Raw genomic sequence first — 14677 nt, forward strand, 5'->3', positions numbered from 1 at the left:
TATTGCTATGCTTTAGCTTAAGTCATATTACGGCTGCAGCTCATTGCACGGAACAATATAGTCCTCAGCATCTTCGGATGCCAGATACTCTTCGATTATTGCCCGGGCAATCGGTGCAGAACCGCTTCCAAAGCCTCCCTGGAATACAACTGCCACAACAGCTATCTCCGGTTTATCATAAGGAGCAAATCCGACAAACCATGAATGGTCATTATATTGTGCATAAAGCTTAGGATTATTCTTTGGGTCCGGCCTGTATTTCCCTGCTTCCGCCGTTCCTGTCTTGCCCGCAATAGTGACCTTGCTGCCTGCAAAGGTACTTCTGGCTGTTCCGCCGTATTCGTTTGTTACTGCAAACATACCTTTCCTTATGGCCTCCATATCCGAAGGAGAAACATCCAAAGTTTCAACTACTTCAGGCTTCTTTTCCACTTTTATGCTTCCATCGTGGGCAATTACTTTGCTTACAATATAGGGCTTGTATCTGGTGCCGCCGTTGGCTACCGTTGCAACATAGGCTGCCAGCTGTATGGGAGTGACATTGTTCAGCCCCTGTCCTATAGCCGCATTCAGCACATCCCCGGGACGATATTTGCTCTCTGTTATATACCAAATAATTTTATCGATTGCTTTGTCTTCTGTTACCCCAAGCTCTCTAATCCTCTTTTTCATATCCCTATAAAACTGATAGCTTGTTTGTCCTTCTGAAGGCTTCTCATAGATCATGGCTTTTATTTCCTTTTTGGCCTCAGCATCTTGAAGCTTCACTGTATAGGTAAGATAACTTTCTATATACCCTTCATAAATGCTTTGCTTATGTGCAGGGCCTTCTATCATTCCTTTGGCTTCAAAGGGCAATTCAATTCCTGTATACTGACCAAAGCCGTATTTCTCCCCATACTTTTCAAACAGTTCTCCTCCAAGCCTCCTTCCGGTTTCAAAAAAGAAGTAATTGCAGGATTGTTTGATCGCATTTATGACATTCGTTGCGCCATGCACCGCTCCGTGAGAGTCAGAAGGGGAAACACCGGGTATAACAGTATACCTGCCTCTGCATACGATGGATTCCCTGGTATTAATCTTATTCTCAGCGAGTCCTGCCGTTGCGGTAAGCATTTTAAAGGTGGAGCCCGGAGGCAGCGGATAAGATATAGCATTGTTTATCAGCGGTTTTGGCGCATATCTGTCATCTGTTAAAGGCTGCATGGATTTCCAATCTTTATTGCTTATTCCTGAAGCAAAGAGATTAGGGTCAAATTTGGGCTCGCTGGCCATGGCCAGAATTTCTCCTGTATTAACATCCATGGCTACCACTGCGCCTGAAAAGGTTTGAGGATAGGGTTTTTTGCTTCTCGATTCCTCAATAGTCTTCCTAAGAGATTCCTCAGCAACCTTCTGCAGTCTGGAGCCTAGGGTGAGCACCACCGTATCACCCGGAACAGGTTCAATCTCATCGATGGTATCTATTAAAGTCCCTCTTGCATCTACTTCAATTTGCTTTGAACCGTCCTTGCCTTTTAAATGCTCCTCCATGCTGTACTCAATACCCGACTTGCCTATCATATCTTGGGGTGTGTAACCCTTCTGAGTCAACTCTTCCAGGTCTGAGCTTATCTTTCCCAGGTACCCGAGTATATGTGAAGCAAAATCTCCTTCAGGATATTTTCGCAGAGGCTTATCCATTATTTGAACCCCCGGCAAAAAAATCTTATTCTCTTCAATCATCGCTCTGGTCTCATCATTTATATTGGCCGCAATTTCGATAGGTTCATAGGCAGGATATTTATTCTGCTTAAGCAGATATTTTACCGCCATGATCTTTCTTGCTTCTTCTTCCGAATACTTGGTCATATCAATTTTATATTTAGCAGCAAGCTGATTGAATACATCCAGGGCTGTATCACTTTCCATAAACCCATTATTCTTTTTCCATTTATTTTCATCCTTTTTAAAGCTGTATTGATACTCATCCACTTTAAATGGCAGCTCAACTTCATATTCGTCTCTCAATATTGAATAGGCTTCGATATCTATTGTATCCTGTGAAATGCTGTAGTCTTCCCGCAGCTTTTTAAAAGCTTGTAAAGGAGAAGCAGTCCCCTGAATGTTATATTTCTCCTTCCATTGCTCCTCTTCATCTTGAAATGTAAATCTAATGGGGTTCATGAGTATAGGAATTTCATCTTTATATTTGTCACCATTTTGCTCCAAAATATTTATTACTGTCAGCGCTATATCATTTATTGTTTCATCCGGTGTAGCTGCTTTTAAAATGCTGATGGAATAGCTCTGCTTGTTGCCTGCTAATATTTTTCCGTACCTGTCGACTATATTGCCTCTGGGAGCGGTGATATTTATGTTCCTTGTCCTTACCGTTTCAGATCTCTTCTTATAATAGTCGCCTTTTACTATCTGAAGCTCTGCCAGCTTAAAAAGCATGACAAAAAAAATCAGCATTGTGAAGAGCTTTATTATATTCAATCTATTGCTAAAGTATTTTTTTAACATTATATACCACCCGAATTAGTATATTTTATTATCCATGAAGCTTTTTTCATCCAGCTTATATAATAATCTGTAGCCTATAGGACCTAGTATTGCATTGTATATGCTTTGAGGGATCATTATGTTAATAAGGGCATAGATATACGAAATATTATTCTTGCTGAAGTAAGTTATCAAAAAGAACAAATGCTGATATACAAAAACAGCTCCGATGTTAAAAATGATGGAAGGAACGAAGCTGTCCTTGAATACATTTTCATTGGACTGTCCTATGAGATAACCTGTAAGCATATAGGAAAGGCCATTTACCCCCATGGCGCTTCCAAAAAATAAATCCTGAAGCAAGCCTGAGGCAAGTCCAATAAAGCTGCCGGCTGCACTTCCCTGCATTATTGCATAAGAAGTGATCAAAATGATTGTAAAATCAGGCTTGACCCCAAAAATTCTCGTATATTGAAAAAGAGTGGATTCTAATATAAAATTTAATAATATCAATAAACTTATGATTAAAGTTCTCACAATCATTCTCCTATATAACCCAATATCAGCAACTAATCTAAAGCATTGGCATTTTTAATTACAAATACTTCCTCAAGTCTCTTAAAATCAACTGATGTCTTTATTTTAACAAGCTTCTGCAATTTTCTTTCCTGCTTTTCAACGCTTTCAACTTTGCCAATATATAAGCCTTTATGAAAGGTGCTGAAATCAGAGGTGATAATGTCATCGCCTTTAATGATATCAGATTCAAGGGGCATCACTGCAATAAGTTCAGAGTTTACGTTTCCGGATACTATGCCTGTATCCCTGGTTCTGTTTACGATGATGCTGATTGAGCTTCGCTCATCAATAATAGCCATCACCTTGGAGTAATTAGGGCTTACTTCGATTACCCTGCCTACCAGGCCTTGTCCTGTGATTACTGAGTCATTTACCTCTATACCGCTCTTGGTTCCTTTGTCTATAGTAAATATATCGAACCAATTTCCCGGATCTTTTCCCGTGATACCGGCGCCTATATATTTATACTGAGGGTTCGATTCCTTAAACTCCAGCAATTCGCTCAGCCTTTTATTTTCCAGAGCCATCTGATACAACTTTCTGTTTTCTTCCCTAAGTTTTGTATTTTCTTCTTTTAAAGCCTCATTTTCCTTTTTCATATTCTTCAATTCAAATAAGGTACTAAAGGTGTTTTTAAAAAACTCGCCTGTTTTAAAGAATACCTTCTGTACCGGATTAATTGCACTGCCTATTATCGATTCAAAGGCTGTAGGTCTTGTCCTGCCTTTGGCAGTAAAAGCTACTGTAATTATCAAAGCAAAAGAAATAATTACAGTAACAACAGCCAATTTATTTTTTAAAAACCTCATGCGGTTCACGCTCCAAAGCTATCTCCTATATTTCCCATTGTAAGGTGAATTATTGATTTGTTCATATTGCTCCAATGCCTTCCCTGCTCCCATAACCACACAGTCCAAAGGAGTGTCGGCAATTTGAACAGGCATACCTGTTTCTTTTCTTATCAAGGCATCTATACCTTTCAAATTGGCTCCTCCTCCGGAAACCATTATTCCTCTGTCCATGATATCCGATGCTAATTCAGGCGGGGTCTTTTCAAGAGTAGATTTCACTCCTTCTATGATAGCTCCGACAGGTTCCCTCAGAGCTTCCAATATTTCTGTGGAAGTCACCTGAATCGTTTTAGGAAGACCGGACACCAGATCCCTTCCTCTTATCTGCATAGATTCTTCCGTTTCCATAGGATAAGCAGACCCTATGTTTATTTTTACCTCTTCCGCCGTTCTCAATCCGATAGCAAGATTATAATTTCTTTTAACATAGCTTACTATCGCCTCGTCAAATTTATCCCCTGCGGATCTGATAGATTTGCTTGTAACTATACCGCCTAAAGATATTATAGCTATCTCTGTAGTCCCTCCGCCTATATTTACAATCATGCTTCCCGTCGGCTCGCCAACCGGCAGACCCGCACCTATAGCTGCCGCCATAGGCTCTTCTATAATCTTGGCTACCTTGGCTCCTGCCTGGAGTGCAGCTTCTATTACAGCACGCTCTTCTACTTCAGTTGTGCCTGAAGGTACACTTACCAATACTCTTGGCTTTCCTATGGCAATATTTTTGGATACTTGCCTTATAAAATATTTTAACATACTCTGAGTGATATGAAAATCAGCAATTACACCATCCTTCATAGGTCTTATTGCCACAATATGCCCCGGTGTCCTGCCAATCATTTGCTTGGCTTCCTCTCCCACTGCTTTTACTGAATCATTTTCTGTATTTATGGCTACTACCGAGGGTTCTCTGATAACTATACCCTTACCCTTTAAGTATACCAATGTGTTGGCTGTACCTAAATCTATTGCTATATCCTTTGAGAAAGCGTTAAATAAACTCATTTGCTATTTTTCCTCCTTGGTCAGAAAAGATTTTTTTCTTTTAGACTTACATAAATTCCATTTCCTATTATTATATGATCGTAAAGCTCTATGCCCAATATTTTACCTGCCTCAGATATCCTTTTGGTGAGATCTATATCGTCCCTGCTGGGGCTTGGATCACCGCTGGGATGGTTATGAGCCATCACTATTGCGGCACTGGATTTTTTTACAGCAGGCACAAATATTTCCCGCGGGTGGGCTAGGGAAGAATTCAAGCTGCCTATGGATATCTCTTCTATGCTGATGACCTTGCATTTAATATTCAGCAATATCACCTTCATATATTCTTTATTGAGATATCGCATTTCTTCCATCAATATATCAGCAGCATCCTTGGGACATCTTATGTAAGCATCATCCTCCGCCCCATACTGGGATATTCTCTTGCCCAGCTCTGCAACAGCCATAAGCTGGGTTGCCTTGGCTAATCCCACACCTTCCATCTGGCTCAATTCTTCTACGGTGGCATTGGCAAGAAACTTTAAACCGTTATGCTCCGACAGAATGTTGTATGCAATGGATAAGGCGCTTTGATTTTTTATTCCAGTCCTTAGTATTATTGCCAATAATTCTGCATTTGATAACGCTTTAGGACCTTTTCTAAACATTTTTTCCCTTGGTCTTTCGCTTTCGGGCAATTCAGCGATAGTGATATTCTTTACAGTATCCTTCACAAAATCCACCCCCTATTTTACCGTTATCCTAACTGATAACGATTGCGAGAGCTCCATCACTAAGACTTTGTAAGCTTGCATAGGGTTGCATCAAAACTAACAAACTCTAAGTCCCCCCGCAATGCACTCTTATATCAGTCAGGACAACAAAATATTGCATTAGAATCCCGGTTAAGAATCTTATAACCCAACCTTTCAAGTATAACGGACAGCTTGTATACCGGAAGCCCGACAACATTAAAATAGCAGCCTTCTATTCCTTGCACCAATAATGAGCCCAAGCCTTGAATTGCGTATGCTCCGGCCTTATCCGCGGGTTCTCCTGATCTGACATAAGCATCTATCTCGCTCTCTGAAATATCTTTAAATCTGACTATAGTCTCCTCATAATCAGTGATTATTTTCATTTCAGGTGTTTGAATGACAGATATGCCGGTAATAACACTGTGTGTTGATCCGCTGAGCTTTTTAAGCATGCCGGCTGCATCAGCCTTGCTTTTGGGCTTGCCCATTACCTCATCCTTATATACTATCGTATCGGCTCCTATTACCAAAGCTTTTTCCTTTATAGATTCAGCAACGCTTTTTGCTTTATTCTCTGCAAATAGCATCACAAGCTCATAAGGATTATTATTTTCCGATTTTTCTTCATAATCTGAGGGTATGACATCGTATTGAACTCCCAATTGTGACAATATCTCTCTTCTTCTGGGAGAATTTGAAGCAAGTATGATCCGCATATGCTTTCACCTACATTTTTCTGAACACTAATATAGCTATTATTATTCCCAGTATTGAAAACATATTGATGTTAAAAGTAAGACCGAAGGTTAGTTTAATGACTCTGAGGTCATAAGTATGAGGGCTCACTCCCAAGTTATATCCGTATTTTAAAATGGGAATATAGTTTCCTAGTATTTCTCCAATAAATCCTCCGACAACAACACCGCATATGAGTATGAGCAGCAGTATCCAGCCGTTTCTTCCAGTGTTTCTCATCATAAAAACACCCCCAACTTAATCTAATATAGTTATACGCCATTATTCAATGGATTCGGTCAAAATCCTCCATTTAAGTTTATCATTTATGATTCATAACTTCAATGAAATAATGCATATTGCAAATGATGGAAAGAGCGGATACAACCGTATCCGCTCTCTAACCTCATATCATATCAATACATTTTTTAGGGCATTTTGCCGCACATTGTCCGCAGCCGGTACACTTATCTTCCAATACCTTATGCTTTTGCTTAAGCTCGCCCTCAATAGCCTCGAATTTGCAATTTTTTGCACATATGGTGCAGCCTATGCATTGATCCTCGTTTATAAAGGCTTTCTTTCTGTTGCCGAAATCCGCATATATGGTTTTTGTAGGACATACCTCTGCGCATACCATGCAATTTGTGCATTTGCTATAATCTATTTTAGCCAAATTATTGTCAAAGGTCATAGCATCAAATTGACATGCTTTAACACATTTCTGGCATCCTATGCAGCCTACCTTGCAGACTTCGACAACTGCCTTGCCTTTATCTGTATTTTTGCATAAAACTCTTACCTGCCTCGAAACAGGCACTAGCTCTATTATATGTTTAGGACATGCTTCAATACATTTTTTACATGCGGTACATTTTGTGTCATCAACTACTGCCACTCCATTCACCACATGTATAGCATCAAAGGGGCATATCCTTTCACAGGTTCCAAGGCCTGTGCAGCCAAAGCGGCAGCTTTTGCTTCCTCCTGCCAGCATCTCCGCTGCTTTGCAGTCTTGTATACCCTGGTATTCATATTTTTCTTTTGCATTATCACAATCGCCGCCGCAAATTACTCTTGCTACCATTCTTTCAGTATCTTCCGCCGTGACTCCCATGATTTCAGCCACTTTTTTAGCCAGTTCAGATCCTCCTACAGGGCAAGCATTGACAGGAGCTTCTCCTCTAACAATTGCTTCTGCGAGAGCATCACAGCCAGCAAATCCGCAGCCGCCGCAGTTTGCACCCGGCAAAACAAACCTGACTTCCCCAACCTTAGGATCTGCCTCTACAGCAAATTTTTTTGAGGCGTAGGCCAGAACTATACCGAAAAACACTGCAAGTCCGCCAAGCGTAATTACCGGCCATAATAAATTATTTATCAAGGCAATTCACCTCTTTCTAAAGTATACTCATTACAGCAGGCCGCTGAAGCCAAAAAAGGCTATTGACAGCAAGCTGGCAGTAATGAGAGCTATAGGGAAGCCATCCAAACCCTTTGGATATGGGGCTGTGTCAAGCCTCTCTCTTACTCCTGCGAATAATACAATCGCAAGAGTAAAGCCCAGGGCCCCACCCACACCGTTTATCAAAGTTTCAATCAAATTGTAGCCGCTCTCAATGTTCAATATGGCAACGCCCAATACGGCACAGTTGGTTGTTATCAATGGGAGATATACGCCAAGAGCCTGATATAATGTGGGACTCGTCTTTTTTATTACCATTTCAACAAACTGTACAAGACCGGCTATTACAAGTATAAAAGCCGCTGTCTGCAAATATGCGATGTGCAAAGGCTCCAAAATAAAATATTGAACTATCCAGGTCATAACCGATGCCAATGCCATAACAAATGTTACTGCCAAACCCATTCCAAGAGCTGTTTCAACTTTTTTGGAAACTCCAAGGAAAGGACATATGCCTAAAAACCTGGAGAGAACAAAATTATTGACAAATATTGCACTTAGAAGTATTATTATAAGCTTCATATTATCGTCCCCTCCCTACGCTTTTTTCGCCGTAAGCTTATTTACTAATGCTATGCTCAAACCGAACACCAAAAAGCCTCCAGGCGGTAAAATCAAAATCAATGCAGGCTCAAAGGCTGCTCCGAACAGAGGCATCCCCAAGAATGTACCTGCACCCAATATTTCTCTTATGGAACTCATAAAAGTAAGAGCCAAAGTGAATCCAATACCCATTCCAAGTCCGTCCATTATCGAGTTCAGCGGCGGATTTTTCGATGCAAAGGATTCGGCCCTTGCTAGGATTATACAGTTTACAACGATTAAAGGAATAAATATTCCTAATGCGCTGTCCAATGCAGGAGAAAAGGCCTTTATAAGCATTTCCACTGCTCCAACGAAAGTAGCGATAACTACTACATAAATAGGTATTCTAACCTCGCTTGGCACAATTTTATTTATCAAAGATATTATCAGATTGGAACCGATCAGAACTGCTGTAGCAGCAATCCCCATGCCTATACCGTTAAATACTGCCGTAGTGACGGCCATGGTGGGGCAGGTCCCCAGAACCAGTCTGAAGGTAGGATTTTCTTTAACTATACCATTTGTAAAATCTTTCCACAGTTTCATTGCTTTCACCTCCAAAATACTTATTTGCCGGATAATTCCTTCGCCAGATTGAGTGCTTGATTAACACCTTTTGTTACTGCACTTGATGTTATGGTAGCACCGGCAATAGCAACTGCTTCATTATCTTTTGGAGTACCATTTTTTATTACCTTAATGCCATCATTCCAATTTTTCATCTTGAACTGATCTTGAAATTTAGGTGTGGTTGCGTTTTTGCCAAGACCCGGCGTTTCGCTGTTGTTTCCAACCTTGATGCCGGAAACCTTTCCTTCGATATCAACACCGACCATAACTTCTATCTCGCCGCCATATCCTTTAGGCGAGGTTTTTATAGCATAGCCTACAACGTTGCCGCCTGCTTTTGCCTCATAAACTTCTCTTATGCTGTCATATTCTGCTTTAGATAGGATCTCAGCAATCTTATCCCCTTTGATTTTTTCAAAATCCTCAGCTTGAGAAAGCACGTTTCTTCTGGCTTCATCATTTGCTTTAACAGCCTGCTCAGCAATTTTATCGACGGTAATATAATTCGTGGCGCCCAATACTGCAGCTGCGATCACACATACAATAAGAAGCACCCCTGTAAGCCTTATATAATCACGCACTTTTATTCACCTCCCCAAATTTTTTGGGCATGGTAAATCTATCTATCAAAGGAGTTGCAACATTCATCAAAAGTATAGAATATGAAACTCCTTCCGGATAGGCACCAAAAAATCTTATCAATACGGTTAAAATACCTGCACCTATTCCCATAACTATTTGACCTTTTGCAGTCATAGGACTTGAAGCATAGTCAGTTGCCATAAAAAATGCACCCAGAAACAATCCGCCTGCAAATATATGATATATAGGATAGTATGGGTTAAACCCTCCAAGTATAAATGACAGTACAGCTACCGTCCCAATATAAACCCCTGGTATTCTGATGCTGATAACTCCTCTGTATACGAGATACAATCCGCCTACCAAAAGAGCTAGCGCAGAAGTCTCTCCTATACATCCGCCTACATTACCGATGAATAAATTCCAGATTGAAGGCAATGCTTGTCCAGCCGCCTCTCCTGCTGCTGCAACAGGTGCGCCGTTCACGAAGCTCATGCCTCCTTTTATTAAGGCCAAAGGAGTAGCTGTGCTCACAGCATCAGCTCCCGGTGCTAAAAACGCTGATGAGGTCATTCTCACAGGCCAGGAAGCCAGCAATAATGCTCTGGCCGCCAAAGCAGGATTCATAAAATTGTGGCCTAATCCTCCAAAGCAGTGTTTTACTACTGCAATGGCAAATATTGAACCTATGGCAACCAGCCACCAGGGTGCTGTAGACGGCACATTGAAAGCCAATAGTAAGCCCGTTACAACTGCACTTAAATCATTAATCGTAACAGGTCTTTTCAATACCTTCTGCATCACAACTTCTGTTCCTACCGCAAATACAACTGCAATCAAAGCTACAATCAGTGCTCTCATACCAAAGTAAAATACTCCTGCAAACAGCGCAGGCATCAAAGCTATTATTACATCCAACATTATTCTTTGAGTAGTCTCTCCCGATCTTATATGAGGAGAAGAAGTCACTCTAAACATAGCACTATCCAACATAATACCTCCCATCACTTGGACTGCGCTTTTTTGCGCTTAGCCAGAATCTCTCTTTTAGCAACCCTGATAGAATCCACCAAAGGTCTCTTTGCAGGGCACACAAAAGAGCAGGAGCCGCATTCTATGCAGTCCATAGCATTTACTTCCTCGGCTTGATCAAATTTATCTTGAAGAGAGTAATTGCTTATATGCAAAGGCATAAGGTTGATAGGGCATACCGTTACGCATTTTCCGCATCTGATGCAATTTGAAGGCTCAGGCAGCTTTGCATCCTCTTCTGCCAAAACCAATATGCCTGAGGTTCCTTTAATGACCGGTATATCTATAGAAAACTGAGCAATACCCATCATGGGACCGCCTGCAATCACTTTCCCTACGCTTCCGGAAAATCCGCCGCATTCATCAATAACTTCTCTGAAGGATGTCCCAATTTTGACTAATAAATTTTTCGGAGTTTTCACACCTTTACCCGTCACGGTCACAATCCTTTGAATCAAAGGCATCCCTGTCCTGACAGCATCAGCTACGGCAGCGGCAGTTCCTACATTGTTCACTACAACACCTACATCCGCAGGGAGCCCGCCGCTCGGCACTTCTCTTCCTGTGCAGGCATATATCAGCTGCTTCTCCGCTCCTTGAGGATACTTGGTCTTGAGGGCTACAACTTCAATGCCTTTTTCATCCTTTGCAGCATTATACATTGCTTCCAGCGCATCAGGCTTATTTGTCTCCACGCCTATAAAACCTTTATCGACATTTAAAGCCTTCATAAGAGCTTTTAAACCGAACACAACTGCTTTCGGGTTTTCCAGCATCAGCCTATGATCGGATGTCAAATAGGGTTCGCATTCTGCACCGTTTAATATTACCGTATCAACTGTTTTTCCCGGAGGCAAAGCCAGCTTTACGTGAGTAGGGAAGGTTGCTCCACCCATGCCTACCATTCCGGCATTCTTGATAATTTCCTTCAGCTGTTCTGATGACAGATTTTCAAGTTCTCCTTTAGGTGTAACAGTCTCCGATAATATTTCCTGCATATCGTTTTCAATTACGACACAGGTTGTTTTGGTTCCGCCTGAATAAAGTCTGGGTTCTATTGAAATCACTTTTCCGGATACACTTGAGTGTATCGGAGATGACACAAAACCTTTAGCCTCGCCAATTTTCTGCCCAACCTTTACTTCATCACCAACCTTGACAGTTGGCTCGCAAGGTGCACCTATATGCTGCTGCATTGGTATTACAACAACCTCCGGTGATTTGGCCTTTATAACGGCCAGTTTTTCTGTTGCTTCCTTGCTGTGTGGCGGATGAGTTCCTCCTTTAAAGGAAAGCGTTCTTATGTTCATTTAACTCACCCCTTATATTATAAAAGAATTACAAAATTAATAATGTAATTTTAGAACAAACCCACAAATTGTTCTTATTCGACACCCTTACCTGAAATCCTTTTCAGCCCATGAAATACAAAAAGTTTATTATTTAACAAACGTTAGCTTTGTCAATAAGTCCTTTAGAGCCTGTTTTTTATACTTACTAAATTATAATGCTTTATAAACATAAATTCAATCACTGTAAAAATATGCATGTGATTTCATCACAATCTAAAACAAAAGCATTGTATAGAATAATAATCGCCTCTGTTACTAATGCTAATCATTATTAACAGTATTCTAAGGGAGTGACTCAATTTATATGGTAATAATCTACAATTGCTATGGTGGCACACATTCTTCAATTTTAAGCTCCGCAGTTCATATGAAATTCCTGCCTTCTGATAGAGTACCTTGTGATGAAGAAATTTTAAATCTTAAATATTTCAACAAATTGACGTACAAGGATATGGGCAGGCTGATATTCCATGGCAAAGATGAGTACGGAAACAGTGTCTATACTATAGGAAGGGGCACCTCAAAAGCATTGGTGCCTGCTATGAGAAGCCTGCTGCTGAGCTTATACAGCGAATGCGGAATAAAGGAAAGCTTTTTATTTATAAATACTTCTCCCACAGTACCCTTGCCTATGACCTTCGGAGGCTTTTTTTCCAGAGGCCTTGGAATAGATACAATAGGAGTTCCTCTATTGCTCCTCGGAACAAAAAAAGCTTGGCCTGAAATATTGAAGCTTGTTGATGAAACAAAAAAAATATGCTGCGAAACTCCAGAATCACCTCTAATAATTGATATAGACGCAAAAGGCCGGCTGAGCCGAATTAGCCCTGCCGACCTGTAAATATAAATATTATTTATTATATTATCCTCTGGAAATAGCCTTGAAGGGGCATTTCTCCATACAAGCGCCGCATTTTATGCACTTTTCCTGATCAATAACATATGGAGTCTTAGGCTTACCTGATATTGCTGATACAGGACATTGTTTTGCACAAATTCCGCAGGCTTTACATTTTTCTTCAGAAATCTTGTATTGCAGTAACGCCTGGCATACGCCTGCAGGGCATCTCTTTTCTCTTATATGAGCTTCATATTCATCTCTGAAGTATCTTAATGTAGATAATACGGGGTTGGGGGCAGTTTGTCCCAATGCACAAAGAGCTGAGTTCTTAATATTTTTTGCAAGGGTTTCCAGTTTTGCGATGTCGCCTTCTTCTCCTTTGCCCTTTGTGATTCTCTCCAGTATTTCATACATTCTCTTAGTACCTTCTCTGCAAGGCGTACATTTTCCGCAGGATTCATCTACAGTGAATTCCAAGAAGAACTTAGCTATATCAACCATGCAGTTATCTTCGTCCATAACGATAAGTCCGCCGGACCCCATCATGGAACCGAGAGCAGTCAGGTTATCATAATCTATGGGCACATCAAGCTTCGATGCAGGTATGCAGCCGCCTGACGGTCCGCCTGTCTGAGCGGCTTTAAAGGCTTTGCCGTTGGGGCAGCCTCCGCCTATCTCATGTATTATTTCTCTCATGGTTGTACCCATGGGAACCTCAACCAAACCTGTATGATTGATCTTTCCGCCAAGTGCAAATACCTTAGTACCCTTTGATTTTTCTGTTCCCATAGAAGCAAACCATTCCGGTCCGTTATTGATTATTTGGCAAATATTGGCATAGGTTTCAACGTTATTCAACAAAGTAGGCTTCCCAAACAAGCCTTTAACTGCCGGGAAAGGAGGTCTCGGCCTGGGCATTCCTCTTTGTCCTTCTATGGAAGCCAGCAAGGCTGTTTCTTCGCCGCACACGAAAGCTCCTGCTCCAAGTCTCAATTCTATATCAAAACTAAAGTCTGTTCCTAATATATTCTTCCCAAGCAAGCCATAAGCTCTTGCCTGATTTATGGCTATTCCAAGGCGTTTAACCGCAATTGGATATTCGGCTCTGACATATATATAGCCCTGGCTGCCTCCAACAGCATAGCCTGCTATTGTCATAGCCTCTAATACGGAATGGGGGTCTCCTTCCAGAACGCTTCTGTCCATGAATGCTCCCGGGTCTCCTTCGTCAGCGTTGCAGCATACATACTTTATATCACCTTGTGCTTTTGCAGTGAACTCCCATTTCATTCCTGTTGAGAAGCCGGCGCCGCCTCTGCCTCTGAGTCCCGATCTCTTTATTATATCAATAACTTCTTCAGGCTTTAGCTCGGTCAAGCACCTTGACAGAGCCTTATATCCATCAAAAGCTATATATTCATCTATATTTTCAGGGTTTATAACACCGCAATTTCTTAGTGCAACCCTGTGCTGCTTCTTATAGAAGTTTACTTCATTTATTGATTTTATTCTGTCTTCCGCAACAGTCTCAGCATAAAGAAGCCTCTTAACGACTCTCCCCTTTACAAGATGCTCCTTTACGATTTCTTCTATGTCTTCAGGCTTAACAAGGCTGTAGAAAGAAGCTTCAGGATATATGATGACTATCGGTCCAAGAGCGCATAAGCCAAAGCAGCCGGTTCTCTCAACAATTACCTCCTCATTAAGACCATGCAGTTTGATTTGCTCTTCAAAATTTTTTGCTATCTGCTCCGAATTAGAAGATGAACAGCCGGTTCCCCTGCAAATCATGACATGGGAGCGATACATTTTCATTCCATATTACCTCCTCATTGTTTGCTAACCTTAAA

General features: G+C 41.1%; 15 protein-coding genes. 1 reads left to right on the forward strand and 14 read right to left on the reverse strand.

Going from position 1 to position 14677, the window contains the following annotated elements; translation table 11 throughout:
* Window positions 1–27: 27 nt before the first annotated feature.
* The 13 genes from mrdA to rsxC form a co-directional block, all read right to left on the reverse strand.
* The gene (gene mrdA, locus AC4HCY_RS16295) at window positions 28–2508 is read right to left on the reverse strand and encodes a penicillin-binding protein 2 (RefSeq protein WP_323430638.1); all 2481 of its coding nucleotides are present in this window, start codon (window positions 2506–2508) and stop codon (window positions 28–30) included.
* Window positions 2509–2523: 15 nt separating this feature from the next.
* Window positions 2524–3024 carry a rod shape-determining protein MreD gene (gene mreD, locus AC4HCY_RS16300; protein WP_323430639.1) on the reverse strand — a complete coding sequence of 167 codons (501 nt, stop codon included), beginning with the start codon at window positions 3022–3024 and terminating at the stop codon, window positions 2524–2526.
* 32 nt (window positions 3025–3056) lie between these two features.
* Window positions 3057–3875 carry a rod shape-determining protein MreC gene (mreC, locus tag AC4HCY_RS16305; protein WP_323430640.1) on the reverse strand — a complete coding sequence of 273 codons (819 nt, stop codon included), beginning with the start codon at window positions 3873–3875 and terminating at the stop codon, window positions 3057–3059.
* An 18-nt stretch (window positions 3876–3893) separates the two neighbouring features.
* Window positions 3894–4925, reverse strand: a complete 1032-nt coding sequence (locus tag AC4HCY_RS16310) for a rod shape-determining protein (protein WP_323430641.1) — start codon at window positions 4923–4925, stop codon at window positions 3894–3896.
* Between the two features lie 20 nt (window positions 4926–4945).
* Complete coding sequence (radC, locus tag AC4HCY_RS16315) at window positions 4946–5575, reverse strand: RadC family protein (protein ID WP_491096142.1); 630 nt, start codon at window positions 5573–5575, stop codon at window positions 4946–4948.
* A 200-nt stretch (window positions 5576–5775) separates the two neighbouring features.
* Window positions 5776–6381, reverse strand: coding sequence for a Maf family protein (locus AC4HCY_RS16320; protein WP_491094641.1), 606 nt, complete (start codon window positions 6379–6381; stop codon window positions 5776–5778).
* Between the two features lie 10 nt (window positions 6382–6391).
* On the reverse strand, window positions 6392–6643 hold the full coding sequence (locus AC4HCY_RS16325) for a DUF4321 domain-containing protein (protein WP_323430644.1): 252 nt from the start codon (window positions 6641–6643) through the stop codon (window positions 6392–6394).
* Window positions 6644–6806: 163 nt separating this feature from the next.
* A complete protein-coding gene (locus AC4HCY_RS16330; protein WP_442916637.1) occupies window positions 6807–7781 on the reverse strand; it encodes an RnfABCDGE type electron transport complex subunit B in 975 nt (324 codons plus the stop codon).
* Between the two features lie 33 nt (window positions 7782–7814).
* A complete protein-coding gene (rsxA, locus tag AC4HCY_RS16335) occupies window positions 7815–8387 on the reverse strand; it encodes an electron transport complex subunit RsxA (protein ID WP_323430646.1) in 573 nt (190 codons plus the stop codon).
* A 15-nt stretch (window positions 8388–8402) separates the two neighbouring features.
* A complete protein-coding gene (locus tag AC4HCY_RS16340) occupies window positions 8403–8996 on the reverse strand; it encodes an electron transport complex subunit E (protein WP_323430647.1) in 594 nt (197 codons plus the stop codon).
* A gap of 20 nt (window positions 8997–9016) precedes the next feature.
* On the reverse strand, window positions 9017–9601 hold the full coding sequence (locus tag AC4HCY_RS16345) for an RnfABCDGE type electron transport complex subunit G (RefSeq protein ID WP_323430648.1): 585 nt from the start codon (window positions 9599–9601) through the stop codon (window positions 9017–9019).
* Complete coding sequence (locus AC4HCY_RS16350; protein WP_323430649.1) at window positions 9594–10592, reverse strand: RnfABCDGE type electron transport complex subunit D; 999 nt, start codon at window positions 10590–10592, stop codon at window positions 9594–9596. The genes AC4HCY_RS16345 and AC4HCY_RS16350 overlap by 8 nt, the downstream gene beginning before the upstream one ends.
* Window positions 10593–10606: 14 nt before the next feature.
* Window positions 10607–11944, reverse strand: a complete 1338-nt coding sequence (rsxC, locus tag AC4HCY_RS16355; RefSeq protein WP_333783248.1) for an electron transport complex subunit RsxC — start codon at window positions 11942–11944, stop codon at window positions 10607–10609.
* A 346-nt stretch (window positions 11945–12290) separates the two neighbouring features.
* Between rsxC and AC4HCY_RS16360 the strand changes: the two genes are divergently transcribed.
* On the forward strand, window positions 12291–12827 hold the full coding sequence (locus AC4HCY_RS16360; protein WP_491094642.1) for a DUF3189 family protein: 537 nt from the start codon (window positions 12291–12293) through the stop codon (window positions 12825–12827).
* 21 nt (window positions 12828–12848) lie between these two features.
* Here AC4HCY_RS16360 and nuoF read toward each other — a convergent pair whose 3' ends face one another.
* Window positions 12849–14642, reverse strand: a complete 1794-nt coding sequence (nuoF, locus tag AC4HCY_RS16365) for an NADH-quinone oxidoreductase subunit NuoF (RefSeq protein WP_323430651.1) — start codon at window positions 14640–14642, stop codon at window positions 12849–12851.
* Between the last annotated feature and the right edge of the window lie 35 nt (window positions 14643–14677).

Source organism: Lutispora sp. QWL-02, from assembly GCF_058315355.1.

What these genes read in the sequence shown, in the direction of transcription:
- mrdA (WP_323430638.1), bottom strand. Translation starts at nt 2,508, where the DNA reads ATGTTAAAAAAATACTTTAGCAATAGATTGAATATAATAAAGCTCTTC.
- mreC (WP_323430640.1), bottom strand. Translation starts at nt 3,875, where the DNA reads ATGAGGTTTTTAAAAAATAAATTGGCTGTTGTTACTGTAATTATTTCT.
- AC4HCY_RS16310 (WP_323430641.1), bottom strand. Translation starts at nt 4,925, where the DNA reads ATGAGTTTATTTAACGCTTTCTCAAAGGATATAGCAATAGATTTAGGT.
- radC (WP_491096142.1), bottom strand. Translation starts at nt 5,575, where the DNA reads ATGTTTAGAAAAGGTCCTAAAGCGTTATCAAATGCAGAATTATTGGCA.
- AC4HCY_RS16320 (WP_491094641.1), bottom strand. Translation starts at nt 6,381, where the DNA reads ATGCGGATCATACTTGCTTCAAATTCTCCCAGAAGAAGAGAGATATTG.
- AC4HCY_RS16325 (WP_323430644.1), bottom strand. Translation starts at nt 6,643, where the DNA reads ATGATGAGAAACACTGGAAGAAACGGCTGGATACTGCTGCTCATACTC.
- rsxA (WP_323430646.1), bottom strand. Translation starts at nt 8,387, where the DNA reads ATGAAGCTTATAATAATACTTCTAAGTGCAATATTTGTCAATAATTTT.
- AC4HCY_RS16340 (WP_323430647.1), bottom strand. Translation starts at nt 8,996, where the DNA reads ATGAAACTGTGGAAAGATTTTACAAATGGTATAGTTAAAGAAAATCCT.
- rsxC (WP_333783248.1), bottom strand. Translation starts at nt 11,944, where the DNA reads ATGAACATAAGAACGCTTTCCTTTAAAGGAGGAACTCATCCGCCACAC.
- AC4HCY_RS16360 (WP_491094642.1), top strand. Translation starts at nt 12,291, where the DNA reads ATGGTAATAATCTACAATTGCTATGGTGGCACACATTCTTCAATTTTA.
- nuoF (WP_323430651.1), bottom strand. Translation starts at nt 14,642, where the DNA reads ATGAAAATGTATCGCTCCCATGTCATGATTTGCAGGGGAACCGGCTGT.